The sequence below is a fragment of the Pseudomonas sp. LFM046 genome, from assembly GCF_000949385.2.
In the GTDB taxonomy this organism is placed as follows: Bacteria; Pseudomonadota; Gammaproteobacteria; order Pseudomonadales; family Pseudomonadaceae; genus Metapseudomonas.
Genome location: NZ_JYKO02000001.1, coordinates 1,323,691 through 1,349,925, shown reverse-complemented (window position 1 = coordinate 1,349,925; position 26,235 = coordinate 1,323,691). Strand labels below are relative to the sequence as shown.

The following is a 26,235-nucleotide window of genomic DNA, read 5'->3' as shown; positions in this document are numbered from 1 at the left end:
GCCCGTACAGGAAAGGTTGTTGATCCGCCGTGCTTACACGCCGATGCAGAGGTATTTGATTTCCAGGTAGTCATCGATGCCGTACTTGGAGCCTTCACGGCCCAGGCCCGATGCCTTCACGCCGCCGAAAGGCGCGACTTCGTTGGAGATGATCCCGGTGTTGATGCCGACGATGCCGTATTCCAGGGCCTCGGCCACGCGGAACACGCGGCCCAGGTCGCGGGCGTAGAAGTAGGCAGCCAGGCCGTATTCGGTGTCATTGGAGAAGGCGATGACCTCGTCTTCGTCCTTGAAGCGGAACAGCGGCGCCAGCGGGCCGAAGGTTTCTTCCTTGGCCACAGCCGCGTTCTTCGGTACGTCGACCAGGATGGTCGGCTCGAAGAAGGTGCCGCCCAGGGCGTGGGGCTTGCCGCCGGAAACGACGTTGGCGCCCTTGGAAACCGCGTCCTCGATGTGCTCCTGCACCTTGGCCACCGCCTTGGCGTCGATCAGCGGGCCGGTGGTGATGCCGTCTTCCAGGCCGTTGCCGATCTTCAGGCGCGCCACGGCGGCCTTCAGCTTGTCGACGAAGGCGTCGTACACGCCGTCCTGCACGTACAGGCGGTTGGCGCAGACGCAGGTCTGGCCGTTGTTGCGGTATTTGGAGATCAGCGCGCCTTCCACGGCGGCATCCAGATCGGCGTCGTCGAAGACGATGAACGGGGCATTGCCGCCCAGCTCCAGGGACACCTTCTTGATGTCCTTGGCGCACTCGGCCATCAGCTGGCGGCCGATCTCGGTGGAACCGGTGAAGGTCAGCTTGCGGACGATGGGGTTGCTGGTCAGCTCGCCGCCCACTTCGCCAGCGGAGCCGGTGACCACGCTCAGCACGCCCTTGGGGATGCCGGCACGTTCAGCCAGTTCGGCCAGGGCCAGGGCGGAGTACGGGGTCTGCGAGGCAGGCTTGAGCACCATGGTGCAGCCGGCGGCCAGGGCCGGGCCGGCCTTGCGGGTGATCATCGCGGAGGGGAAGTTCCACGGGGTGATGGCGGCGGTGACGCCGATGGGCTGCTTGATCACCATCAGGCGCTTGTCCGGCTGGTGGCCGGGAATCATGTCGCCATAGACGCGCTTGGCTTCTTCGCCGAACCACTCAAGGAAAGAGGCGGCGTAGGCGATCTCGCCACGGGACTCCACCAGCGGCTTGCCCTGCTCCAGGGTCATCAGGCGGGCCAGGTCGTCCTGGTTCTGCATCATCAGCTCGAACCAGCGGCGCAGGCGGTTGGCGCGATCCTTGGCGGTCAGCGCACGCCAGGCCGGCAGGGCGCGCTCGGCGGCTTCGATGGCGCGGCGGGTTTCGGCAGCGCCCATCTTCGGCACGGTGCCGATCAGTTCGCCGCTGGCCGGGTTGTTCACCTTGAGGGTCTGGCCGTTGTCGGCATCGACCCAGGCACCATCGATGTACGCCTGCTGGCGGAACAGGGTGGAGTCTTTCAGTTGCACGCTTGTCATCCTCTGGAATGGGCGGTGGTGACGACGGCTCAGCCGGCGGCCCGCTGCTTGTTATCGGTGGCTTTGACGGTGAAACGGGCGCCAGACGCGGCGATCTGCTCACGCACCTTGTCGACGATGTGAGCGCCGATCGGGATCGCGGAGGTGGCAGCGGGGGACGGTGCGTTGCACACGTTCACGCTGCGCGGGGTGTTCACGAAGAGGAAATCGTCGATGAGCTTGCCCTCGCGGGACACCGCCTGGGCGCGCACACCGGCCGGATAGGGGGTGAGGTCGGCCTTGGTGATGCTCGGGCAGTATTTCTGCACTTCCTTGAGGTAGCCGCCCTTGAACAGGGAGTTCTTCATCTCGATCAGGCCGGGGCGCAGGTTCTTCGCCAGCACCTTGAGGATGCCGGGAGACGTCAGGGTCTCGAACATGTCGGAGACGGAGATATCGGCCTTGCGGTAGCCCTCGCGCTTCATGGCGAGCACAGCGTTCGGGCCGACGGTGACGGTGCCGTCGATCATCCGGGTCAGGTGCACGCCGAGGAACGGCATGGACGGGTCCGGGATCGGGTAGATCAGGTGGTTGACGATCTGGTTGTGCTGCTTGGGGAGCAGGTAGTACTCGCCCCGGAACGGGCAGATGATGAAGCTCGGCTCGATGCCGAGCATGCGCACCACGCGGTCGGCCATCAGGCCCGAGCAGGTGATCAGGTAGCGGCTGCGGAACTCGTCGGTGCGGGTGCGCACCACCACTTCGTCGGCGCGCTCGTCGAGGCCGGTGACCTCGGCGTTATAGCGGATCTCGCCACCGGCGGCCTGGAACTCGCGGCCCATGGCGGTAGTGACTTCGGCGTAGCTGACGATGCCGCTGGAGGGCACGAAGATGCCGCCCATGCCGACGATGTTCGGTTCACGCTCGCGCAGCTCGGCGGCGGACAGCCAGTAACGCTCCAGGCCGTTGGCGGCGGTGCGTTCCCAGAGCGCCTTCATGCGCTCCATTTCCAGGTCGTTGGTGGCCACCAGCAGCTTGCCGCACTCGTCGTAACGGATGCCGTGCTTGTTGCAGAAGGCCTTGGTGGCCTTGTTGCCTTCCAGGCAGAAGCGCGCCTTGAGGCTGCCGGGGGTGTAGTAGACGCCGGCGTGGATCACACCGCTGTTGTGGCCGGTCTGGTGCCGGGCCGGGCCGGATTCCTTCTCCAGGAGGAGAACCTTGGCGTCCGGGTAAACCTGCATCAGCTGCATGGCCGTGGACATGCCCACGATACCGCCGCCGATGATGATGAAATCGTACACAGCCATTACCTCGCGCGTTCGCGCAGCAACCTTCATGGCGTTGGGCCTCGCTGCGCTCGGCGCCAACCTACGGTCGAACATGCTCGTCGAGCACGGCGAAGGGCCGCCCGTGGCAGCCCTCCGTCGTGCTTCATTGATTATTGACCGCGCAGGTAACGCGGCTTCTGGTAGCTGATGAAACCGCGCTGGCGCATCAGTTCGCGACGCAGGCCCTCGTGGGGGATGAAGCGGTCGCGGCCGTGGAGCCAGAACAGGTTGTTGATCAGCAGGAAGCTGCCCACCGGCACCGGTACGGAAAGCTTCTGCGGGCTGCCTTCCAGGGACTCGGACAGGGCGTTCAGCCAGATGCCTTCCTCGAAGTTTTCCGGCTGCACGAACTGGTCGATGTAGCGCATGGTCGGGCGGCCTTCGGCGTCGGTGTCGAACACCGGGTGGAACACGTCCTCGGTGACCTTCTTGCTCGGCGGCGCGGTCCAGCGCATCTCGCGGCGGGCCAGCGGGTGGCGGAAGAACTCGTCGCACTGCTCCCAGTCGTCCAGGTGCAGGATCAGGGAGTTGCCGCCTTCCATGTTCTTCTCGTCGATCTTCAGCATCAGCACGTAGTCGGTGATCTGGTTCACGAAGGTGCCGTCGTTGTGCAGCTCCATGACGCGGTGCGGCTGACGCAGGTAGCTGTCGGAGTTGTCGGTGTTGACCACCACGAAGCGGGCGTAGAACTGGCCGCTCATGGCGTCGTAGTTGGAACGGCCGATCAGGTGGGCACAGGCGGTGGTGAACTTCACCATGTCCTCGGCCTGGCTCACGTCATCCAGCCCGACGGGGGTGATCAGCATGCCGCCGGTCGCACGGCTGAGGATGGTGTTCAGCAGCACCGGGCGCAGGGTGCCTTCGCACAGCTCGTCGAGGATCTGACCGACGCGGAAGCGCAGGAAGGACTTGTACTCCAGGGCCTGTACCGGCCACTCGCCCACCGCCTTGATGAAGGCCTCCACCGTTTCGCGGGCGAAGGTCAGTTCGAGCAGGCGCGGCGACTGCTGGGAAGGCGCGACGGTGAACCCGCGGGTCTCCAGCGGCATCGGCATCACAGGGTCCTCGATCTTCGTAAAGGCGTTCATGGCGGTTTCCTGGCAAAGGGGTGGTGGGCAGTGCCCGGATCAGTCGGGCGAGTAAAAAATATCGCCACAAATTAAAAATGTCTACATTTTTGAAAAACGAAAATAAAACACACGTTTGTCCACTGTTTTTCGCAGAAAAGACGTTTGGGTATGATCCGCAAAACGTTTTGAGGAACAGCACCTTGGAAGCACTCGCCCCTCGTCAGAACTCGGCTTTCAGCGGGTATGAGTGGCTCAAGCAGGACATCATCCGTGGCGTGTTCAAGCCCGGTGAAAAGCTCCTGATGAGCACCCTGAAGGAACGCTACGACCTGGGCGTGGGCCCGCTGCGGGAAGCCCTGTCGCAACTGGTGGCGGAGAAGCTGGTGGTCGCCATCAGCCAGAAGGGCTACCGCGTGGCGCCCATGTCCGTGGAAGAGATGAAGGACATCTACGACGCCCGCGCCAACCTGGAGGCGATGATCGTCGGCCTGGCCATCGAGCGCGGCGACGACGCCTGGGAAGCCTCGGTGCTGGCCCAGTCCCACACCCTGGCCAAGGTGATGGAAGTGAAGACCCGCGAGCAGCGCCTGGACGTCTGGGACCAGCGCCACAAGGCCTTCCACACCGCCATCGCCTCAGGCTGCGGCTCCAAGCACCTGCTGCAGGCGCGCACCTACCTATTCGACCAGGCCGAACGCTACCGCCACCTCTGGCTGACCCAGACCGTGTTCTCCGAAGAAGCCCTGGAACTCAAGCGCCAGGAACACGCGGCGCTGGTGGAAGCCATCCTCGCCCGCGACGCCAAACGCGCCAGCGAAATGATGCGCGCCCACCTGATGACCCCGGTGCCGATCATCGCCGAGATCATGCGGGCCGAAGGGATGGGCGGCGCGTCCCGCTGACGCGAATGCCCGAGCTGGCAGGATGAAGCCGATCCGGAAATCGGCGCGCACAGCGCACCCTACGATCCAGACCCAACGGCCCCATGCACGGTCACCCCTGGGCCAATGCGATCTGCTGGCGCATGCGCTTGATCTCGCGGTGCAGCTCCCGCTGCTGGAAGGCCTCGCGCAACTGAATGCGCAGGTCGTCGGGGTCCCAGGGTTTGGTGATGAAGCGATAGATCACGCCTTCGTTCACCGACTTGAGGATGCTGCTGACCTCGGTGGAGCCACTGAGCACCATGCGGATCACGTCAGGGAAGATCACCTTGAGCCGGCGCAGGAATTCCACCCCGTTCATGTCGGCGAGGCGCAGGTCGGTCAGCACCACGTCCACGCCATAGGTCGCCATCAGGTTCATCGCTTCGGCGCTGGAACTGGCGGTGAGAATCCGATAGTTCTCCAGCCGTAGGGTCCGCTTCAGCGCGTTGAGGATGCCCGGCTCGTCGTCGATGATCAGCAGGTAGCGCTCACTGCCGTCGAGGATGTTCGACGGCAACGAGAGTGACGCGCCCTCCTGCAGGAACTGCATGCACGCCTGGGGTGGCAGCGGCGGGGAGTAGTAGTAACCCTGCAACTCGTCACAGCCGGCGGCGCGCAGGAAGCCCAGCTGCTCCACCTGCTCCACGCCTTCGGCGATCACCTTGATGCCCAGGTTGTGGCCGATCGAGATCATCGAGCGCGCCAGCGAGGCGCTGTCCGGCTCGGTCAGCACATCGGTGACGAAGCTGCGGTCGATCTTCAGTTGGCTGAAGGGGAAGCGCTTCAGGTAGCCGAGCGAGGAGTAACCCGTACCGAAATCGTCGATGGAGAAGCGAATGCCCTCGTCACACAACACACGCATCTTCTGCAGGGCGTCATCGGCGTTGGTCATCAGGATGTTTTCGGTCAGCTCGATCTTGATCCAGCGCGGTGAGATCCCGTGCATCTTGAGGATGCCGAGCACCCGCTCGATGAAGTCGGTCTCGGCAAAGCTGATCGCAGAGAAGTTCACCGCCACGCTCAGCCCGTGGTTGAACACGCGGCGCCAGATGGAGAGTTGCTTGCAGACCATTTCAAACACATAGAAATCGATCGAGACGATCCAGCCGGTCTCCTCCGCCAGCGGGATGAACTCGTTGGGGCTGATCATCTTGCCGCCACGGTTCCAGCGCACCAGGGCTTCGAAACCGCACAACCGGCCATTCTGCAGATCCAGCTGCGGCTGATAGACCACCATGAACTCGTGGTTCTGCAGGCCCAGACGGGTCTCCCGCTCCACCGACAGGCGCATCTGCACCTGCTGGTTCATCTCCGGCATGAAAGCGCAGATGCGGTTACGTCCCTGGTGCTTGGCCTGATACATCGCCGTGTCGGCATTACGCAGCAGCGTGCTGGCATCGCGACCGTCGCTGGGGTAGCAGCAGAAGCCGATGCTGCAACTCACCGCCACCTCCTGCTCGCCCAGCATCACCGGTGCGGCGATGCTCTGCTTGAGCCGCTCCAGCCAGGACACCTGCTCGCCGAGCTGGTCGGTATCGGTCAGCAGGATGACGAACTCGTCGCCCCCCAGGCGCGCCACCGTATCGATCTCTCGCACCCGGCTGCGCAGGCGGTTCGCCACCTGGATCAGCAACTGATCACCGGCGTTGTGGCCGAGGCTGTCGTTGACCACCTTGAAGCGGTCGATATCCATGAACGCCAGGGTGAAGCTGCCATGCTTGCGCGCGGCCTGGGCGATGGCCTGGCTGATACGGTCGTTGAGCAGATTGCGATTGGGCAGCTCGGTGAGGCTGTCATGGTTGGCCTGGTGCTCCAGTTCTTCCTGGTAGCGCTTGGCTTCGGTGATGTCGTGAAGGATGCCGACGAAGTGGCTGACCTTGCCCCGGTCGTTCACCACCGGCGCCACTTTCAGGTCGTTCCAGAATGCCGAGCCGTCCTTGCGGTAGTTGCGCAACAGCGCACCGCCCTCCTCCTGGGCGTGGAGCAGCCGGCGGATGTTGTCGAGGCTCGGCTGGTCGCGGTCCTCGCCCTGGAGGAAACGGCAGTTGCGGCCGATCACTTCCTCGGCCGAGTAGCCGGTGATGCGCTCGAAGGCCGGGTTCACGTAGACGATGGGCTGGTCCGGCTGCTCGTTGTCGGTGATCACCACGGCGTTCACGCTGGCCTCGACCGCACGGGTGCGGATGCGGATTTCCAGGTCGCGGCGGCGCTGCTCGGTGACGTCCTGGAAAACCACGATCGCCCCCTGGACCGTGTCGTTCCTGTCGAGGATGGGCACCGCCGAATTGAGAATGGTCTTGTGCCGGCCGTTGAAGGTCTGGATGTCGATCATCTCGTTGCGTGACACCAGTCCTTGCTTGACCGCACGCATCACCGACCAGTCGTCCGACTTGATCGGCTCGCCGCTGTCGGCCCACCAACCCCGGTACTGATGATCGCTTTCCACGCCGATGGGATGTGAGCCACCCCAGATCAGACTGCTTTCGGGGTTGCTCATGATCAGCCGGCCCTGCGGGTCGCTCACCAACACGCCCACCGGCAGGCTGTCCAGCACGTTGCGCAACAAGGCTTCGCTCTTGGCCAGCGCCTCGGTGCGCTGTTCCACCAGCTTCTCCATGCTCTCGAACAGGCGCACCCGGCCCAGCGCCATCGCCAGCTGCCGGCCGATCGAGGCCAGCGCGTTGAGCGACTCGTCGCTCCAGGCCTTGGCGTCGCGCTGCACCACGTTGAGCATGCCGATGATCTCGCCACCCAGTATCAACGGAATGCTGGCATGCACCGGCCTACCGGGCAGCTCGGCCAGGGCGGGACAGCCTTCGAAATTGCACGGCTGACTCATCGCGTCGCTGACCCAGGCGTGCCGGCATGGGCAACTGCGCGCGCAGGCCGACAGCGTCTCCAGGCCAAAGGCTCGCCCACGCGCGCGCGTCCCCGCCACGCGGGCCGAATCACCAGCCTCCAGGGAATCGGCCATCAACAACCAGGCAGCTTCCGCATCGGGGAACTCCAGGATGCGCCGCAGCGAGGCGTCGATCACATGCTGCTCGCTCTGGGCGTCGGTCAGGCCACTGGTGAAATGGAACAGGCAGTTGAGCAGCGAGTTGCTGCGGGCCAGCTCGTCGTGCTTGGCCTGCAACTCGTGATTCAGGCGCACACCCTGCTCATAGGTGGAAATCAGCAGGTCGAGGATTTGCTGGCGTCCGGCGGTGATGAAGTGGCGCTCCCCTTCCAGCACCACTTCCACGCCCATCTGCACCCGCTCGTGGGTGCGCAGCTCCAGGTTGACCAGGAAGTAGCGAATGCGCGACATCAGGTACTTCTCGTCGAACGGCTTGACGATGAAGTTGTCGGCCCCTGAAGCCAGCCCGTGGACCACATCGCGGGCATCGGCCAGGGAGGTGACCAGAATGACCGGGATGGCCTGGGTCTGGGCCGAGCCCTTGAGCTGACGGCACAGCTCGTAGCCGTCCATTTCCGGCATCACGATGTCGCTGATGACGATGGTCGGACGCTGCTCGGCAATGCGCGCCAGGGCCTCGACCCCGTTTCGGGCAATACGCACCTGGCAACCGACGGATTCCAGCATGTACTGCAACTCGGTGGCCTGCGTCGGGCTGTCCTCCACCACCAGGATGTCCGCATCGGCGTACATGGTCATTCCCTCCCCACACCTGCGCCCTTCGACGCCACACGTTCAGCAATCAGATTGAGCACGGCCGCCATCGCGTCCGTCGTCAGTACCTGGCGAGCCGCCTGCAAGCCGATGGCAGCCTGCGGCATCGAATCGATCATGGCGCTGGCCGGTTCCTGCACCAGCGTCAGGGCGCCGGCGCGATGCAGTTCGGCCAGCCCCTGGGCACCGTCGCGCCCCATCCCGGACAGTTGGATACCGATGACCTGGTTGCCGAAATGACGGGCAGCGGAGCGGAACATGAAGTTGGCCGACGGCCGCACCAGTTCCTCCAGAGGGCCTCCATCAAGGGCCACCCGGCGGTCGCTGGAAAAGCCCAGGTGATGGCCATCCGGCGCAAGATAAAGCCGCCCCGGGACCAAAACCTGGCCGTCCTCGGCGATCACTACCGGCAGGTGCGTGAGCGTTTCCAGCCACTCGCGGAAACTCGGCAGGAAACCGGCGGCGATGTGCTGCACCAGCACCAGCGGCCAGGGCTGCGGCGGTTGCAGCCGCTCCAGCAGGCTCTTGAGCGCTGCCGGCCCCCCCGCCGAGGCGGCGATGGTCACGATCTTCGGCGACAGGTGTGCGGCATGCGCCACCAGCTGGGATATCGACTGCTGCTGAGGGCCTTCGCCGTTGCCCCGGCGAGGACGCCGCACGATCTTCACCTGGGCCATGCTGCGCAGCGTCCGCAGCACTTCGGCCACGCGCTCGTCGAAATCCGGCGAATCCAGGCCGGACGGCTTCTCCAGCACCGCCAGGGCGCCCGCCTCCAGGGCACGCATGGCGGTGGCTGCCGCATAGGCGTTGGCGCTGGCGGTCAGCACCACCACCGGTAGCGGATAGCGTTCAAGAATGTGCTCGGTGGTCTCGTAACCGTCCATGCCGGGCATGTGCACATCCATGGTGACGATATCGGGGGTGAAGCCCAGCAACACCTTCAGCGCCTCGTCACCGGAGGAGGCCTCCCGCACCAGATAACCCTCCCCTTCGAACACCGCGCGCAGCAGCATGCGTGCTACCACCGAGTCGTCGACTATCAGTACGCGCATGGTTCCACCTCATTCTCCCCCGCAGGCCCCCCATGGACCTGCGCCCCTCAAATCAACCGGCGAATCGCATCCAGCAGGCTTTCCTGGTCGAATCCGCTCTTCACCAGATAGGCATTGGCGCCGGCCTCCAGGCCCCGCGCGCGGTCCTCGGCCGAGTGCAAGGCCGTCACCAGCACCACCGGCAGACTGGCGAGCTCGCGGTCGGCGCGAATCCGGCTGGTCAGGGTGAAACCGTCCAGCCGCGGCATTTCCACGTCCGACACCAGCAGGTCGAACTGCCCCTGCTTCAACGCATTCCAGGCTTCCAGGCCGTCGTTGGCGGTGGCGACCTGGTAGCCGGCGCCTTCGAGGATGGCCTTGAGCAGCCCCCGCGAGGTGAAGGAGTCCTCGGCGATCAACAAGCGCTGCATGGCCACGCCGGTACGTGCCCGCTCCTGCTGGCTGAAGCTCGAATCACGGGTATCCAGGGCACTGCGATAGAGGTCGGCAGGATGCAGGATGGGCACCAGCTGGCCGTCGCCCAGCACCGTGGCGCCCAGCAGGTTGCGCACTCGCACCAACTGCTGGCCCAGGCCCTTGACGATGATTTCCTGGTCGCCCAGCAATTCCTCCACCAGCAGCACAAAGCGCTCGCCGCGCACCTTGAGCAACAGCAAGGTCAGGATGTCGCCACTCTGCGCCACTTGCCCCAGGCCGAGCACTTCGGCCAGGGTCCAGAGCGGCATGACTTCGCCATCCACCGTGACCGAGGGACGGTTCTCCAGGTTCTTCATGGCGCTCAACGGCAGGCGCAGGCAGCGCTCGACCGCCAGCGCCGGAATGGCGAACACCCGCTCCGCGTCGCGCACGATCACCGCGCGGAACGTCGACAGGCTGAGCGGCAGGTGCAGGTGGAAGCAGGTGCCTTTGCCGGCGTGGGACTCCAGTTCGATGCGCCCACCCAGCCGTTCCACCGTCTCCTGCACGATAGCCATGCCCAGGCCGCGCCCGGAGAGGTCAGTGATGATGGCGCTGGTGGAAAGGCCAGAGGCGAAGATCAGCTTGCACGCCTCCGCGTCCGACAGCTCCTCGGCCTGATCCTGGCTGAGCAGACCGCTGGACACCGCCTTGGCTTTCAGGCGATCGAGGTCGAGCCCACGGCCGTCGTCGCTCACCCGCAGCTCGAAGCGGTCCGCTGACTCCTGCACCAGCTCCACGTGCAGGCGGCCGACCGGGTCCTTGCCCACGCGGCTGCGCAGATCCGGTGCTTCCACCCCATGGTCGATCGCATTGCGCAGCAGGTGGGTCAGCACGGTGCGCAATTCGTCGAGGATGCGTTTGTCGATCTGCAGGCTTTCGCCACGGACCTCGAACGCGACCCGCTTGCCGGCCTGGCTGGCGAGGTCCTGAACCATCGCCGGCAGCCCTTCCATCAGGCTCGCGCCGGACAGCAGCAGCACCCGCTGCAATTCATCGTTGAGGCCGTCCGACAACTGCGCGAGTCCCTGCGCCAGGTGGTTGCCGGCCTTGGCCAGGCGTGTCGCGCCGAAGTGCAGGCGGTCCATCTGCGCCAGGCTCCAGTCCAGGTAATCGAGGACACTCCTCAGGGCATCCTCGGTGCTCGGTGGCAGGTGTTCGAGCCCGTCGCGCAATTGCTTGAGTACGCCACCGGTGAGCAGGCGCTTGGCACGCTGCGGGTCGAAGGCGGCCATGTGAGCCTGCAGGCTGCGCGCGTGGGCCTGGGCCTCCAGCTTGTGCTGCAACAGGGATTCGCCCTGAAACAGCAGGGCATCCAGACGCTGCGCCGGCACCCGCACGGTCGCCGGGTCGTGGGGTGCCTGGGGCACTTCGGCCTGTTCCTGCGGCAACTCGATGGCCTCGCCCTGGGCGGCCGCTTCCAGGTTGTCGATCAGGCGCCGCCGCTCCGTCTCGTCCAACGCCTGGCCGTCATGCAGTTTCTGCACCGCCTTGAGGGCACGCCGGCTCAGCTCGACGCGCTCCAGCGTCAGGGTCAGCCGGCCTTGGCGCACCGCCGCCAACAGGCTTTCCCAGGCGTGGCAGAGTTGTTCGATTTCCGTGACCCCGGCCGCCCGCGACGCCCCCTTGAGGCTGTGCACCTCGCGGAACAGGGACTCGAGGGAGTCCGCCGTGGCAGTGGCTTCGCGCCAGTTGGCCAGACCGTCGGCCAGCACGGCCAGACGCTCTTCCGCCTCGCCGCGGAAGCTGGCCAACAGGCGTTGCTTGAGGACTTCCCGATCCATACTCATGGCCGCCTCACAGCTTGAACTGGCCGGACAGGCTCTTGAGCCGCAAGCCCAGCTGGTGCAGGTTGCGGGCGGCCTGGTCGACCTGGCGGGTACCGCCGACGTTGTCCTGGCTGGCCTGGCGGATGTTCACCATGGCGCTGCCGATCTGGTCCATGCCGATCATCTGCTGCTGGCTGGTCACCGCGATCTGCAGGGCCATCTCGCTGGACTCCTCGATGCTGTCGCTCAGGCTGCGGATCGCCTCGCCACTGGCCTGCGCCCGCTCGTAGCCGCTCTCCACCGACTTGCTGCCCTCCTCCGCCTGCAGCACCGCCTTGGTCATGGCCTTCTGGATGTCGCTGAGGATGCTGCGCACCTGCGCGGTGGCCTGCTTGGACTGCTCGGCCAGGGTCTTCACCTCCTGCGCCACCACCGAGAAGCCCTTGCCCGCCTCGCCGGCCTTCACCGCCTCGATCGAGGCGTTCACCCCCAGCAAGTTGGACTGTTCGGCCAGGTCATTGACCGAGGCGACGATCTCGCCGATGGTCTGGCTCTGCTCCCCCAGGCGCATCACGCTTTCCGCCACCGCCTGCATCTGCACACGAATCTGCCCCATGCCCTTGAGGGTTTCCTCCACCGCCTGGCGCCCGGCCTGGGCCACCTGGCGGGTGCGCTCGGTGCTGTCGGTCACCGCCTGCGACTTGCCGCCGGAGAGGACCGCCGTCTGCTTCACCTCTTCCACCGTGGTGGCGATCTCGCTGATCGCCGTGGCGGTCTCCTGGGTGCCCGAAGCCACCTGCGTGGTCACCGCGAGGATTTCCTCGCTGGCGGTGGCCAGCACCGAAATCCCTTCGTTCAGCTCCTGCACCAGTGCGCGCAGATTGCCGGCCATGGTGGCGAAGGCGCGACCCAGCACATCCGTCTCCGGCACGTCCTGCCCCGTCTCGTGCAAGATGCCCTGGGCCAGGGACTCAGCCCTGCCTGCCATCCCCTGCAGGTAGTGCCCCATGCGCGTAAAAGCCTGGGCGAGACGGCCCACTTCGTCCTGGCGCTCGATGCTGGTCATGTCGTTGGGAATCTCACCGGTGCTGATGCGCTCGGCCCAGCCCGTCAGGCGCGCCACCGGCTGGGCGATGTGCCGGCTGAGCAGCCAGGCGACCCCTGCGCTGAGCAGCACCAGCAGCACGCCCAGCTTCAGCATCCAATCGTGTTGAGCCTTCAGGACATCCTGCGCCCGCACGAGGTTCTCCTCGACGCGCCGCTCCGTGAAATCGGCGAACTGCTCGCCGAGCTTATGGATCTGCACCAGCCGCTCGGCCTGCACCCCGAAGGCCAGGGTGCGGGCCTGCTCCAACTTTCCGGCACGGATCAGGGGGGAGACCTCCGTATCACGGGTCGCGGCATAGGCCGTGCGTACCGTCAGCAATTGCGCAAGGATTTCGCGCCCTTCGCGGTCCTCGCCCAGCCCTTCCCGGAGGCGCTCCAGCAGCACGGTATTGAGGTTTTTCAGGCGCTCGACGTCTTGTTCCATGGCCTCCATTTCGGCGATTTGCGTACCCTGGGCCATCTCCTGCAACAGGTTGATGCGTTGCGCCAGGATATTGATGCGCAACTCCTTCACATCGGACAGCTGCTCATAGCTGCGCCTGAAGGCCTCGGCCTCCCGCTGCTGCAGTTCGGCGTTGCTCGCCAGGCTGAAGTAGTAGATGCCGCTGAAGCCGAGAATCAGAACGGCGAATGCCAGCATCAGCTTGCTGCCGATTCGCAAGTCCGCCAATTTGTCCATCATCCGTGCCCTTCCTTGCGCCCAGGGCGCCGCGTTACAGCTTGAACTGGCCGGACAGCCCCTTGAGCCGCAAACCCAGCTGGTGCAGGTTGCGGGCGGCCTGGTCGACCTGGCGGGTACCGCCGACGTTGTCCTGGCTGGCCTGGCGGATGTTCACCATGGCGCTGCCGATCTGGTCCATGCCGATCATCTGCTGCTGGCTGGTCACCGCGATCTGCAAGGCCATCTCGCTGGACTCCTCGATGCTGTCGCTCAGGCTGCGGATCGCCTCGCCACTGGCCTGCGCCCGCTCGTAGCCGCTCTCCACCGACTTGCTGCCCTCCTCCGCCTGCAGCACCGCCTTGGTCATCGCCTTCTGGATGTCGCTGAGGATGCTGCGCACCTGCGCGGTGGCCTGCTTGGACTGCTCGGCCAGGGTCTTCACCTCCTGCGCCACCACCGAGAAGCCCTTGCCCGCCTCGCCGGCCTTCACTGCCTCGATCGAGGCGTTCACCCCCAGCAAGTTGGACTGCTCGGCCAGGTCGTTGACCGAGGCGACGATCTCGCCGATGGTCTGGCTCTGCTCCCCCAGACGCATCACGCTTTCCGCCACCGCCTGCATCTGCACACGAATCTGCCCCATGCCCTTGAGGGTTTCCTCCACCGCCTGGCGCCCGGCCAGGGCCACCTGGCGGGTGCGCTCGGTGCTGTCGGTCACCGCCTGCGACTTGCCGCCGGAGAGGACCGCCGTCTGCTTCACCTCTTCCACCGTGGTGGCAATCTCGCTGATCGCCGTGGCGGTCTCCTGGGTGCCCGAAGCCACCTGCGTGGTCACCGCGAGGATTTCCTCGCTGGCGGTGGCCAGCACCGAAATCCCTTCATTCAACTCCTGCACCAGCTCACGCAGGTAACGACTCATGGCGACGAAGGCCACGCCCAGGCGGCCCACTTCGTCCTGGCGATCGCTGTTGGGAATATCCCGGGGGATCTCGCCCCGGCCGATCTGCTCGGCCCAGCCGGTCAGGCGCGACAAGGGTTGAGCGATGTGCCGGCTGAGCAACCAGGCGAGCAAACCAGTGATCATCACCAGGCCCAGCGCCATCAGGAAAATCCGCTCGCGCATGGCGTCCAGGGCCTGGCTCGACTGTTCGATGCCGGCATGGATGCGATTGTCGGTCTGCTCCACCAGTTGCTGTCCCAGCGCGTAGATATTCTCCAGCCGCTGCTTCTGCGGACCTTCGATCAGCGTGCGCGCCTCTTCGACCTTGCCGCTGTCGATCAGCGGCAGCACCTCGCCGTCGCGCGTACGCTGATAGTCGGCACGCAGGACCTTGATCTGGTCGAGCAGATCGACGGTCGTCTGGTCGTCGACCACAGCATCACGCAGGCGGTCCAGTACCTTGTCATTGGCCGCGACGTTGTCCCGCAGTTTGTCTTCCTGGCTCTTTGTCGAGCCTTCGTGCAGCGCCTGCAGCACCGCGACGCGCTGCAGGGTGAGGTTGAGCATCAGCTCCTTCACGTCGGAGATTCGCGCGTAGCGGCGCTTGAATTGCTGCTCCTCGACCGTCTGCAGGTCGGAGAAGCTCTCCAGGGTGACGAACAACAGCGCGCCAAAGCCCAGGATCAATACGCCAAAGGCAAGCATCAGCTTGTTGCCGATCCGCAGGTTCATGACATTGCCCAGCATGGTCGTTCCTCCTTGTACCTACTCGTCGGCCGTGATGCGAAGGCTGGGGTCGCCCAGCAGCCGTGCGCCGTCCAACACCGTCCACTGATCAGGGGTGACCCCCAGCAGATAACTCGCTCGTATCCCGGTCAGATTCGCCAGTCCGTTCTGCAGGCTTGCGCGCGGAATACGCACGATGCCCCGCACCCGGTCGATCAGCAGGCCGAACTCCATCTCCGGCCCCCGCAACACCGCCAGGAAGTTCTTGTCGGAAAGCCCCTCGATGGGCAGCTCGAAGAACACCCGCAAATCCAGCACCGAAACGATGTGCCCGCGTACGTTGACGATGCCCAGCACAAACGGCGGCGTGCCCGGCAGCGGGGTGAACTGTGGCAGCGGCAGCACAGCCGACACATGGCAGGCCTCCACCGCATAGATTTCCGAGCTGAGGTTGAAGCTCAGCACTTCCAGCCAGGCGTCATCCTCGTCCTGCGGACTGGTCCGCGCCCACTCGCGGCTGCGTGTCTCCAGACGGGCCTGGCGCTCCTCGGCGCTGACGGCAAAGCCGCCCTCGATCCGCCGTTCGAAATCCGCCAGGCGCTGATGGATCTCAGCCCAGTTACCCATGCTCCCTCCGGCCATCAGCGTCGTCCCTCTTTCAGTTGCTCGCACAGGCGCAGGAGCTGCGCACAGCTCAGCCCGTCGCCTTCGGACACCAGGTCGTCCGGCGCCCGCCGGCCGAGCAGCTGCATGCAATTGCGCAGGGCTTTGTCACTGGCGGCCAGTTGGCCCCGCAGGCGCAGCAACCGGGCCTGGTAGAAGTGCGCCAGGATGAAGTCCGGTTCCAGGTAGAGCGCCTTCTGCAGCGCCACCAGCGCCGCCTGTTCCGCGCCAGTCTGCTGCGCCAACATTGCAGTCAGCCAGTAGGCAGCGGCCGACGCCGGGTCCAGCGCCAGCGCACGCTGCAACCAGGTTTCCGCTTCGTCCGCGCGCTGCTGGTTCGCCCAACTGCGCGCCATCAGCAGACAGGCATCGCGTTTCTGCGCCTGACCAAGGCCGGCGCAGGCGAGGTAATCCAGCAGCGCCTGCTGGGCCTGTGGGTAACGCCCGTGGGCCAAGGCATCCCTGGCCTGCTGCCAATTCGAGTCGCTGGCGCTGGCCACGGGCGGCGGGGCGGGACTGGGCGCCGCCGCTTTCTTCTCAACCAGCCGTGGAGCGGGTGGCGGCGTCCGGCGCGTGGCCGGTTCCACAGGCGCTACAGGGGGCGGCGCCACGGCGGTCCGGAGTGCCGGACGCCGGCTACCGGGCACCAGTGCGTAATTGCTGCCGGCCCAGAAACCATTGAGCCCCGCCTGGGTGGCGATGCCGGCCTCCACTGCGCTGAGCAACAGCAGACCATCAGCCGCCAGGCTCGCGAGCAGGCGGCGCAAGGCGCCGGAAGCCTGCTCCGGCGAGAAATACATCAGCACATTGCGGCAGAGGATCAGGTCGGCCTCCGCAAGTCCCTTGGCGGCGTCCGGCAGCTGCCCTTGCACCAGGTTGTGCTGGAAGAAACGGATACGCCCCCGCCACTGTGGCCGCACCCGCCACTGCCGGCCTTCCGCCTGGAAATAGCAGCGGCGGAAGTCGTCTTCATTGCGACGGAAGGCGTTCTGTCCATAACTGCCGTGCTCGGCGCGCTGCAGGAAGCTGGCATTGAGGTCGCTGGCCAGCAGCTCGACGGTCCAACTGGCGCGCTCGGCGCCCAGCAGGTCATCGAGGATGAACAGCAAGCTGTAGGCCTCCTCGCCGGTGCAACAGGCGGCGCTCCAGATACGCAGACGCCGCCGCCCATCCTCACGGCGACGCGCAATCAACGGCGCCAGGTGCTGGCGGGCCACCCAGTCGAGGGCCTCGGAATCGCGCCGGAAATAGGTTTCGCCAACGGAGAACACCGGCGTCAGACTCTGGACCAAGGCGTCGTCCCATTCCGCAAAAGCCAGTGTCTCCAGCCAGAGCTGCAGGTCGCCCTCGCCCCGTTCCAGCGCCAGCAACTTCAGGCGGCGAAGCAGGTCGCTGGTGCGCCCCCCGGAGAAATCCTGTCCAAGGTGCTGATGAACCTTATTGAGCAGCACGTTCAGTACGCGCGCCGAGCAGAGGGCCTCAATCGTTTCCATCGGCGCTCCTTGCCTGGGCAAGGGCTGCGGTCAGGCGCTCTTCATCCGCATCGGACAAGACCTGCTCGACATCCTGGATCAGCAGCAGCCCCTCGGCCGTGCGCACCACCCCCTTGAGGATGGCGGACGGTACCTGCGGGTGGGGCGCGGGGGAAAAATCCGCGGCAGCGCAGCTGGTGGCGGCCTCCACGGCCTCCACGGGCACCACCAGTTCACGTTGCCGGGTTTTCAGCCAGAGGAAGGGTTGCCACAGGGCGGGAGCGGCCGAAGGCCAGGAAAAACGTCGCGCAAGATCCACCACGGGCAAAACCTGCCCGCGCACGTTGACCAGCCCGGTTACCGTGTCAGGCGCACCGGGGAGAGGCGTCCACGCCAGGGCCGGGAGCACGCGGACGACAGTGTCCAGGCTCACCGCCAAGTGCTGCCCCGCCAGCCAGAACGGCAGCACGAAATATCTATCCATAGTGGCATCCCTGCTGCCGCTAGCATTGCCATAAAGCTAGCTCAGGGCCAGCACGCGTCCAGTGAGAACCGACAACACACCGCCTCACCGGGACCGCCGGCCCTGAAGCGGAGACCTGCGGCCCCATCAAGGCACGAATCTGCTGCCCTGCCCCGACCAGCGGTCCGGGGCAGGAACGCCCATCACCCCGCTACCGACACCGCCGCACTGCGCGGCTTGCGGGTCATCAGCATGAATGTGCTGAAGGCCGCCAGGGCGAACAGGCCTTGGACTCCGATCATCGGCCAGGCCGTACCGTCCTGCAGCGCGCCCAGCAGCAGGCCGCTCAACGTGGCACCCAGCATCTGGGAGAAGCCCATCAGGCCGGCGGCCAGGCCCGCACGGTGCGCGTTGGGCATCACCACGCCGGCGACCGAGGCGGGAATCAGCATGCCGCCCCCCAGGGTCACCAGCACTTGCGGCAAGGAAATGCCGAGCACCGACAGCCCCAGCGTGGCATGCACCAGCACGGTGGCCGTGGCACCGGTGGCCACCAGGCTGACGCCGATGCCGACGATGCGCTGCGGCCCCAGCTGCGTGATCTTCCGCCGGGTGAACAGCGCTCCGCCGATCAGGCCGGAAATGGTGGCGCCGAAGGCCAGCCCGTACTCGGCGGAACTCAGTCCCAGCAGGCCGATGTAGACCGCAGACGATCCCGCGACCACGGCGAACATCGCCCCGTAGGTGCCTGCCAGGGTCAGGGCCAGGGCGCGGCTGGAGCGTTGCTTGAGCAGGTCGAAGTAATCCCGCGCCAGGGTCGCCGGATGGCCGGCCTTGGGATCGAGGCTGGGATTGGATTCCCGGTAGAACGCCAGCACCGTCAGCAGAGCCAGGCTGCCGATCGTCAGCGAGGCGAGGATGGGCGCATGCCAGCCGCCCCACTGGGTCAGGGCACCGCCGACCATCGGCGCCAGGGCGATGGTGCTGAGCATGCCGATCACGGTCAGCGCCAGGGCCGGCGCGGCCTGGGCCTTCCAGACATCACGCACGATCGCACGCGCCAGCACCAGCGCCGTGCAAGCGCCGAACCCCTGGACCGCACGCCCGATAATGAAGTCGCTCATGCTGTCGGCCAGCAGCATCCAGGCCGTGGCGGCGAGGTAGAGGCTGAGTCCGCCGATCAGCACCGGACGACGGCCGACCCGGTCCGACAGCGGCCCCAATAGAAGCTGCCCCACGCCGAAGGCGGCGACGAACACCGACAGGGCGGCCAGACTCGCACCATGGGCGGCGCCCAGGCCCTGCTCGATGCGGCCCAGGGCAGGAATGATCAATTGGGTGGAGATTTCCCCCAGGGCGGTCAGCGCCATGAGGAGCACCAACAGCAGGCGCGACGGGTTCATGACTGCGCTCCTTCTTCCTTGGCGTCCAGCGCCAGGGCCATCAGCTGCCATTCCAGGGCCTGCCAGTCGTCGCTGCTGACGCCGGACGGCGCCCCGCAGACCGTTTCGCGCTTCTCTACCTGCTGTTCATTGCTCATCACACGTACCTCCGTTGGTCGCTTCGCCCTTGGGCCGACGTTTTAAATTATGAGTGACATATATACGTGAAATTAAATTATGCCTATCATATTTTCGACCTGCGGTACTCCCGCCCTGTTGCCGCCGAACCCGAGGATCGCTCCATGAACCGCCCGCACCTTGCCCTGCTCGCCCTGATCCCCACCGCCCTGCTGACCCTGAGCGGTTGCAACAGCCAGGCCGACACCACGGTTACCGCGCCCCAGCCACGCGCCGTGCTGGTGGCCGAGGTGCAGGCCGCCTCCCAGCAGGACGCGATCTACACCGGCGTGGTCGCCGCCCGCACCGCCAGCGACCTCGGCTTTCGCGTCGGCGGCAAGGTGATCGCCCGCAAGGTGGACCCGGGCACCCGCGTCAAGCGCGGCGACGTGCTGCTGGTGCTGGACAACACCGACTTCGAACTGGCCCTGCGCACCGCCCGCAATCGCGTCAATGCCGCTGAAGCCGAGCTGCGCCAGGCGCGCGACGACGAAGCCCGCTACCGCCGCCTGACCGGCACCGGCGCGGTGTCCCGGCAGATCTACGATCAGGCCAATACGCGCCTGCGGGTGGCCCAGGCCGAGCAGGCCGCCGCCACCTCGGAAGCGGCCCAGGTGGAAAACCGCCGCGCCTACTCCACCCTCACGGCCGACGCCGATGGCGTGATCACCGACGTCCGGGTGGATCGCGGCCAGGTGGTGGCCGAAGGGCAGATCGTCGCCAGCCTGGCCCACAACGGCGCCCGCGAAGCAGTGATCGACATCCCGGAAACCCAGCGCACCCTGGCCAACCACCCCGCCCGCGCCTATCCCTATGGCGCCACCGGCGAAGCGGTGCCCGCCACCCTGCGCGAACTCTCCGCCGCGGCGGATGCCACCACCCGCACCTTCCGCGCCCGCTACACCCTGGGCGGCGACTCGAACGCCCTGGCCATCGGCTCCACCATCACCCTGCGCCTGGATGGCGCAGCCCACCAGCAACAGGTGCGCGTGCCCCTTGGCGCCCTGCACGACAAGGGCCAGGGCACCGGCGTCTGGGTCATCGGGACGGACGGCAAGGTGCAGCTGCGCCCGGTGCGCGTCGTGCGACTGGAGCAGGAAGAAGCGGTTCTGGAAGGCGGCGTCCAGCCCGGCGAGCGCGTCGTCGCCCTGGGCGCCCATCTGCTGAATGCGGGCGACAGCGTCCGCGAACTGCCGGCCCCGTCGCTGGCCATGGAGCGCTGAGATGAGCCGCTTCAACCTCTCGGCCTTCGCGGTACACAACCCGGCGGTCACCCTCTTCCTGATCATCGCCACCCTGATCGCCGGCGCCATCGCCTTCAGCAAGCTGGGCCGCGCGGAAGATCCGTCATTCACGGTGAAGACCATGACCATCACCGCCGCCTGGCCGGGCGCCACCGCGCGGGAAATGCAGGAACAGGTGGCCGACCGCCTGGAGAAGCGCCTGCAGGAACTGGACCTCTACGACCGGGTGGAGACCATCGCCCAGCCCGGCTTCGTCTCGATGAAGATCCAGTACCTCGACTCCACCCGCCCGAAGGACATCCAGGAACTCTTCTACCAGACCCGCAAGAAGCTCTCCGACGAGGCCAATCGCCTGCCCCAGGGTGTGATCGGCCCCTTCTTCAACGACGAGTACAACGACGTCTACTTCGCCCTCTACGCCCTGAAAGCCGAGCAACTGCCGCACCGCCAACTGGTGCAGATGGCCGAAGACCAGCGCCAGAGCCTGCTGCGCCTGCCCGGGGTGAAGAAGGTCAACATCCTCGGTGAACAGGCGCAGCGCATCTTCGTCGAGTTCTCCTACGAACGCCTGGCCACCCTGGGCATCAAGCCCGAGCAGATCTTCGAAGCCCTGGCCAAGCAGAACGGCGTGGCCCCGGCCGGCTTCGTCGAGACCGCCGGCCCGCGCGCCTACATCCGCATGGATGGCGCGTTCGACAGCCTGAAGCTGATCGAGAACGTGCCGATCAACGCCAACGGCAAGCTGCTGCGCATCGCCGATGTGGCCACGGTGAAGCGCGGCTACGAAGACCCGCCCACCTACCGCATCCGCCACCAGGGCGAACCGGCGCTGATGCTCGGCGTGATCATGGACTCGCACTTCAACGGCCTGGAACTGGACAAGTCGCTCAAGGCCGAGGAAGACCGCATCCAGGCGGAACTGCCGCTGGGCGTGCGCTTCGACAAGGTGTCCGACCAGGCCGAGAAGATTCGCCTGGCCGTGGGCGAGTTCATGATCAAGTTCTTCGTGGCCCTCGGCGTGGTCATGCTGATCAGCCTGCTGGCCCTGGGCTTCCGCGTCGGCCTGGTGGTGGCCGCCGCTGTGCCGCTCACCCTCTCCATCGTTTTCGTGGTGATGCTGATGACCGGCCGCGAATTCGACCGCATCACTCTCGGCGCGCTGATCCTCTCCCTGGGCCTGCTGGTGGACGACGCGATCATCGCCATCGAGATGATGGTGGTGAAGCTGGAGGAAGGCCTCGACCGCCTGCAGGCTGCCACCTTTGCCTGGACCTCCACCGCCGCGCCCATGCTCACCGGCACCCTGGTGACGGTGATCGGCTTCCTGCCGGTGGGCTTTGCCAAGTCCAGCGCCGGGGAATACGCCGGCAACATCTTCTGGATCGTCGGCTTCGCCCTGATCGCCTCCTGGGGGGTGGCGGTGTTCTTCACGCCGTACCTCGGGGTGAAGCTGCTGCCGAAGATCCAGCCGGTGGCGGGCGGCCATGAAGCCCTCTACGCCACCCGCCTCTACCAGCGCCTGCGGGCCCTGGTGACCTGGTGCGTGAACCACCGCAAGTTGGTCACCGTGCTGGTGGTGACGGCTTTCATCGTCAGCGGGCTGGGCATGGGCGTGGTGAAGAAGCAGTTCTTCCCCAACTCCGACCGCTCCGAACTGCTGGTGGAGATCTACCTGCCACCGGGCAGCGCCTTCAAGGCCACCGAGTCCGTGGTCGCCCAGGTGGAGAAAGCCCTGCTGGAAGAACCCCAGACCAAACTGGTGGATGCCTACGTCGGGGGCGGCGCGCCGCGCTTCTTCCTGTCCCTGAACCCCGAGCTGCCCGATCCGGCCTTCGCCAAGATCATCGTGCAGACCGCGGATTCCAAGGCCCGTGATGCCCTCAGGGCACGCATGCAGGAACGCATCGCCGCCGGTGAATTCCCCTCGGCGCGGGTACGTGTGACCCAGCTGGTGTTCGGCCCGCCGGTGCCCTTCCCGGTGGTGTTCCGCGTCTCCGGCCCGAATCTCGACCAGCTGCGCCAGATCAGCGAAGAAGTGCGCCAGGTGGTGGCCGCCAACGCCATGACCCGCGACACCTTCGTCGATTGGGGCGAACGCAGCAGCAGCTATCGCCTGGTGCTGGACCAGGACCGCCTGCGCCTGCTGGGTTTCACCCCGAACGAGGTGAAGAGCCAGCTCAACGCCCTGCTGACCGGCAACCCGGTGACCGAAGTACGCGAAGGCACCCGCACCGTGGCGGTGATGGTGCGTGCGCTGAATGCCCAGCGGGAGAACCTTGGCGGCATCGAGGGCCTGACCATCACCAATGCCGCCGGCGTTTCGGTGCCGCTGGAACAGGTGGGCCGCTTCCAGCCGGTGATGGAGGAACCGATCCTCAAGCGCCGCGACCGCGAGCTGACGTTCGAAGTGCGCGCCGACATCATCAAGGGCACCCAACCGCCGGATGTGGAAAAGGCCGTCTACGCCGACCTGCAACCGCTGATCGCCAAGCTGCCGGCGGGCTACAAGGTGACCATCGGCGGCCCGGTGGAAGAAAGCGCCAAGGCCAACAAGGCACTGGCCGTGCTGTTCCCGGTGATGATCCTGCTGACGCTGGTGGTGATCATGTTCCAGGTGCGTTCCTTCGCGCAGATGTTCATGGTCTTCGCCACCGCGCCCCTGGGCCTGATCGGTGCCGTACCGGCCCTGCTGCTGTTCGGCCAGCCGTTCGGCTTCAACGCCATCCTGGCGCTGATCGGCATCGGCGGCATCCTGATGCGCAACACCCTGATCTTCACCGACCAGATCGAACAGGAGCAGGCCCACGGCCGGCCCCTGCGCGAAGCCATCATCGAAGCCACCGTCCGCCGCGCCCGCCCGGTGCTGCTCACCGCCCTGGCCGCCGCCCTGGCTTTCATCCCGCTGACCTTCTCGGTGTTCTGGTCATCCCTGGCCTATGTGCTGATCGGCGGCGTGCTGGTGGGCACGGTCCTGACCCTGCTGTTCCTGCCGGCGCTGTGTGCGCTGGTGTTGCGGGCGAAGAAACCGGTGGCGGCGGCGGTGGCAGTGGCATGAGGTGTAGGGGCGAATTCATTCGCCCCTACAAGCAAAAGCCCCATAGGACGCTATTCCGCGCAGCAGCTATGCGGCTTCACCGACTCCCCCTCGTACCGATCGTGGTAGGTCATCCAGTCCATGATTTCCTGCTCGTCCCGCCCCTTGGGCAGCAGGTCGAGGAAGTTGTAGGCGCCCACCAGCAGGTCCAGCCCGCGTGCGTAGGTGGAGTAGGTGTGGAAGATTTCCCCCGCGTCGTTGCGGTAGAACACGCTGAGGCCCGGCATGTCCTGGCCCGGGTCCTTGCTGGTGCCGTAGTTGTATCGGGCGGTGCCGGCGGCGATGTCCTCCGGTCGGGCGGCCACGCCGAAGTCGAAGTTGAAGCTGCTGCCGTGGGATGACACCCACTTGAACTTCCAGCCCATGCGTTTGCGGAAGTCCTGGAATTCCTGCCAGGGCGCCCGCGAGACGCAGAGCAGCGTCACGTCGTGGTGCTTGAGGTGCTGATTCGGCCCGTCGATATGGTCGGCGAGGAACGAGCAGCCGGGGCAACCCTCCTCCCAGCCGGGGCCGAACATGAAGTGGTAGATGACCAGCGTACTGCGCCCGGCGAACAGGTCGGCCAGGCTCTCGCGGCCGTCCGGTCCGTCGAAGAAATAGGGCGTGTCGATCCGGACCCAGGGCAGCGCCCGGCGTTCGGCGCTGAGCCGGTCGCGCTCACGGGTGAAGGCCTTTTCCTTGCGCAGATACTCCTCGCGGGCGTGCAGCCATTCCTCGCGGGACACCACAGGGTGTTTGTCGATTTTCATGGTGCGGACTCCTGAACCTGACGGAAATAAGGGACTCGCCCCTGCTAGTCGTCTGATTTCAGGCCCGTTCGACAATCACCCGTTCATTTCTCGACAGGCGGCACCGCGTCAGAGAGAACGCCCGCGACGCGCCTCCAGGCGCTGGATCGTCATGCTCGGCGTTTCGTCGAAAAGCTTGCGGTATTCGGCGGAGAAGCGGCCCAGATGGGTGAAGCCCCAGCCCATGGCGATCACCGAGATATTCCGCGCACAGCGGTCTTCCAGCAGTTCCTGGCGCACGGCGGTCAGGCGGTGCTTCTTCAAGTAGGCCATGGGTGACTGACCGAAGTAGCGCTTGAAACCCTCGAACAGCTTGAAGCGCGATATCCCGGCGGCCCGTTCGATGTCCTCCAGGCAGACTTCCTCGCGAGCGTGCGCATGGATGAAGTCGCGGGCCCGTACCAGATAGTGGGGCAGCTTGATCTCCAGGCGCCCCCGCAGCTCCTCCGAGTAGTTGTTCGGCTGGGCAAGGATCAGCCCCTTGATCAGCGCACTCTCCAGGTCGCGGGTGAAGAACAGCTGGCCGTAGAGCTCGCGACTGCGCTCCATTTCATCGATCAGGTGCCGGGCCATGCGCCACCAGGACGCGGCGGCGCCTTCCACCGCATCCATTTCCGGCTGGAAGCACAACGGCACGTCCACCCTGTGCTGGAGGAGGTCTTCCAGGGTCTTCTGCATGGCGGCGCGGGGAATTGCCACCTGCAGCTTGTGGCAGTCACCGGCGATGGTCAGTTCCTGGGGCTCATGGGGCGAAACGATCAACCCCCAGTCACGATCCGAGCGCAGCAGGCGGCCGGACTTGGCCAGCTCCTGCTCACCGCGCAGCGGCAGGCTGACGCTGTAGCAGTTGAGGTTCATTTCATCGCCCACGCCGATGGTGACATCGGTGCCGTACTCGACGCTTCCCAGCGTGGTGGACATGGAACGCAGCACGTTACCGCTGTGGTGGAACTGGATGCAGTCAGGCCTCGGGGCCTTGAGCAGGTGCGGCCCGCAGATGTTCGACATCCACGATCGCGCCCCGGCCAGGTCGTAGCGGTCGGCGGAAATGTCTTTGAAATGAGGGTTGTTCTTCGTACTCATCACGCGGCACCCAACACGGCTTTTTGAATTGCGCGCTCTTGCGGCGCGTCGCCTTGAAGAAGGCAAGCTCCATGCCACGCCGGAGCAATCCGTCACGTATCAAAAAATGAGGATAGCATTGGCCAATTTTGCGGACGGGCCGTTGCCCGGCCCGCCCATCCGGTCACGGCAAGGCGTGAACCCATTCGTCTGGACGCCCCATCCCAGGGCCATTCTGCGGCGCCTCGGCGCAGGGATTGGCACCATTCGGCGGGTGGACCCTCAGCGTGCCCGGCCCAACCCAGCGCTGCCTCGACAGGCCGGCAAAAGGCCATGGTGTTACCCGGTTTGGGAATCGCGCACAGGCCAAGGGTTACCCGCGCAAAACCAGCGGATAGCCATTGCAGAATTTTCGGATAGCGCACGCCAGCCTGATCGGCTAGCGACGGTCAATTTCCGCCACCAGGCGTTACCTGCGGCCAATCCAGCCCCGCCGACCGTTACCGCGCCCCCCGGCAGTGCGTCGGCAGGCAGGATTCAGATCCCCTTCACACCTCGCCGCTATCCGTTTTCCGGGCTAAGGCTATCCGTTTTTTCCGTTGCACCTTGAATCGCTGGAGGCCCCGCCCCTGCTGCGTTCCGCACTGGAAACCGAGGGCAAAATTTATGGCGTGGCTTCGCCAACTAAGCGGATAGACCGGGCCAGTCCCGGCTCCTT

At 65.8% G+C, this 26,235-nt stretch carries 18 protein-coding genes; 3 read left to right on the top strand and 15 right to left on the bottom strand.

All coding sequences use genetic code 11. The features are described 5' to 3' along the window. Positions 1-33 precede the first annotated feature (33 nt). The 3 genes from gabD to glaH form a co-directional block, all read right to left on the bottom strand. Complete coding sequence (gabD, locus tag TQ98_RS06310) at positions 34-1,482, bottom strand: NADP-dependent succinate-semialdehyde dehydrogenase (protein ID WP_044875129.1); 1,449 nt, start codon at positions 1,480-1,482, stop codon at positions 34-36. Positions 1,483-1,520: 38 nt separating this feature from the next. Then, entirely contained in the window at positions 1,521-2,771 is a 1,251-nt protein-coding gene (gene lhgO / locus TQ98_RS06305; RefSeq protein WP_044875484.1) for an L-2-hydroxyglutarate oxidase, read from the bottom strand. Between the two features lie 137 nt (positions 2,772-2,908). Next, entirely contained in the window at positions 2,909-3,886 is a 978-nt protein-coding gene (gene glaH, locus TQ98_RS06300; protein ID WP_044875130.1) for a glutarate dioxygenase GlaH, read from the bottom strand. Positions 3,887-4,068: 182 nt separating this feature from the next. Between glaH and csiR the strand changes: the two genes are divergently transcribed. Continuing rightward, positions 4,069-4,770 carry a DNA-binding transcriptional regulator CsiR gene (csiR, locus tag TQ98_RS06295; RefSeq protein ID WP_044875131.1) on the top strand — a complete coding sequence of 234 codons (702 nt, stop codon included), beginning with the start codon at positions 4,069-4,071 and terminating at the stop codon, positions 4,768-4,770. A gap of 91 nt (positions 4,771-4,861) precedes the next feature. Here the strand turns inward: csiR and TQ98_RS06290 are convergent, their stop codons facing one another. The 10 genes from TQ98_RS06290 to TQ98_RS27870 all read right to left on the bottom strand — a co-directional run bounded on the left by TQ98_RS06290 (position 4,862) and on the right by TQ98_RS27870 (position 19,310). Beyond that, on the bottom strand, positions 4,862-8,449 hold the full coding sequence (locus TQ98_RS06290; protein ID WP_197708592.1) for an EAL domain-containing protein: 3,588 nt from the start codon (positions 8,447-8,449) through the stop codon (positions 4,862-4,864). Beyond that, the gene (locus tag TQ98_RS06285) at positions 8,446-9,516 is read right to left on the bottom strand and encodes a chemotaxis protein CheB (RefSeq protein WP_044875133.1); all 1,071 of its coding nucleotides are present in this window, start codon (positions 9,514-9,516) and stop codon (positions 8,446-8,448) included. The genes TQ98_RS06290 and TQ98_RS06285 overlap by 4 nt, the downstream gene beginning before the upstream one ends. Positions 9,517-9,563: 47 nt before the next feature. Next, complete coding sequence (locus TQ98_RS06280) at positions 9,564-11,762, bottom strand: response regulator (RefSeq protein ID WP_044875134.1); 2,199 nt, start codon at positions 11,760-11,762, stop codon at positions 9,564-9,566. Between the two features lie 7 nt (positions 11,763-11,769). After that, positions 11,770-13,530, bottom strand: coding sequence for a HAMP domain-containing methyl-accepting chemotaxis protein (locus TQ98_RS06275; RefSeq protein WP_197708591.1), 1,761 nt, complete (start codon positions 13,528-13,530; stop codon positions 11,770-11,772). Between the two features lie 31 nt (positions 13,531-13,561). Further along, positions 13,562-15,193 carry a methyl-accepting chemotaxis protein gene (locus TQ98_RS06270; protein ID WP_082073316.1) on the bottom strand — a complete coding sequence of 544 codons (1,632 nt, stop codon included), beginning with the start codon at positions 15,191-15,193 and terminating at the stop codon, positions 13,562-13,564. Positions 15,194-15,211: 18 nt separating this feature from the next. Beyond that, entirely contained in the window at positions 15,212-15,799 is a 588-nt protein-coding gene (locus TQ98_RS06265; RefSeq protein ID WP_082073317.1) for a chemotaxis protein CheW, read from the bottom strand. A 14-nt stretch (positions 15,800-15,813) separates the two neighbouring features. Further along, positions 15,814-17,328: a CheR family methyltransferase gene (locus TQ98_RS06260; RefSeq protein WP_052659265.1), complete on the bottom strand. Its 1,515-nt coding sequence runs from the start codon at positions 17,326-17,328 to the stop codon at positions 15,814-15,816. After that, a complete protein-coding gene (locus TQ98_RS06255) occupies positions 17,315-17,791 on the bottom strand; it encodes a chemotaxis protein CheW (RefSeq protein ID WP_044875136.1) in 477 nt (158 codons plus the stop codon). Before TQ98_RS06255 ends, TQ98_RS06260 begins: the two co-directional genes overlap by 14 nt. Positions 17,792-17,973: 182 nt before the next feature. Continuing rightward, positions 17,974-19,173, bottom strand: a complete 1,200-nt coding sequence (locus TQ98_RS06250; RefSeq protein WP_044875137.1) for a multidrug effflux MFS transporter — start codon at positions 19,171-19,173, stop codon at positions 17,974-17,976. Then, complete coding sequence (locus tag TQ98_RS27870) at positions 19,170-19,310, bottom strand: hypothetical protein (protein ID WP_177410160.1); 141 nt, start codon at positions 19,308-19,310, stop codon at positions 19,170-19,172. Before TQ98_RS27870 ends, TQ98_RS06250 begins: the two co-directional genes overlap by 4 nt. 144 nt (positions 19,311-19,454) lie before the next feature. Between TQ98_RS27870 and TQ98_RS06245 the strand changes: the two genes are divergently transcribed. Both TQ98_RS06245 and TQ98_RS06240 read left to right on the top strand, forming a co-directional pair. Continuing rightward, positions 19,455-20,552 (top strand): efflux RND transporter periplasmic adaptor subunit, encoded by a 1,098-nt coding sequence (locus TQ98_RS06245; RefSeq protein WP_044875138.1) that lies wholly within the window; start codon positions 19,455-19,457, stop codon positions 20,550-20,552. Position 20,553: 1 nt separating this feature from the next. Then, positions 20,554-23,628: an efflux RND transporter permease subunit gene (locus tag TQ98_RS06240; protein ID WP_044875139.1), complete on the top strand. Its 3,075-nt coding sequence runs from the start codon at positions 20,554-20,556 to the stop codon at positions 23,626-23,628. Between the two features lie 50 nt (positions 23,629-23,678). On the opposite strand, the gene TQ98_RS06235 is transcribed toward TQ98_RS06240, so the two are convergent. Then, complete coding sequence (locus TQ98_RS06235; protein ID WP_044875140.1) at positions 23,679-24,416, bottom strand: thioredoxin family protein; 738 nt, start codon at positions 24,414-24,416, stop codon at positions 23,679-23,681. Between the two features lie 108 nt (positions 24,417-24,524). Beyond that, positions 24,525-25,538 (bottom strand): AraC family transcriptional regulator, encoded by a 1,014-nt coding sequence (locus TQ98_RS06230; RefSeq protein ID WP_044875141.1) that lies wholly within the window; start codon positions 25,536-25,538, stop codon positions 24,525-24,527. Positions 25,539-26,235: the final 697 nt, after the last annotated feature.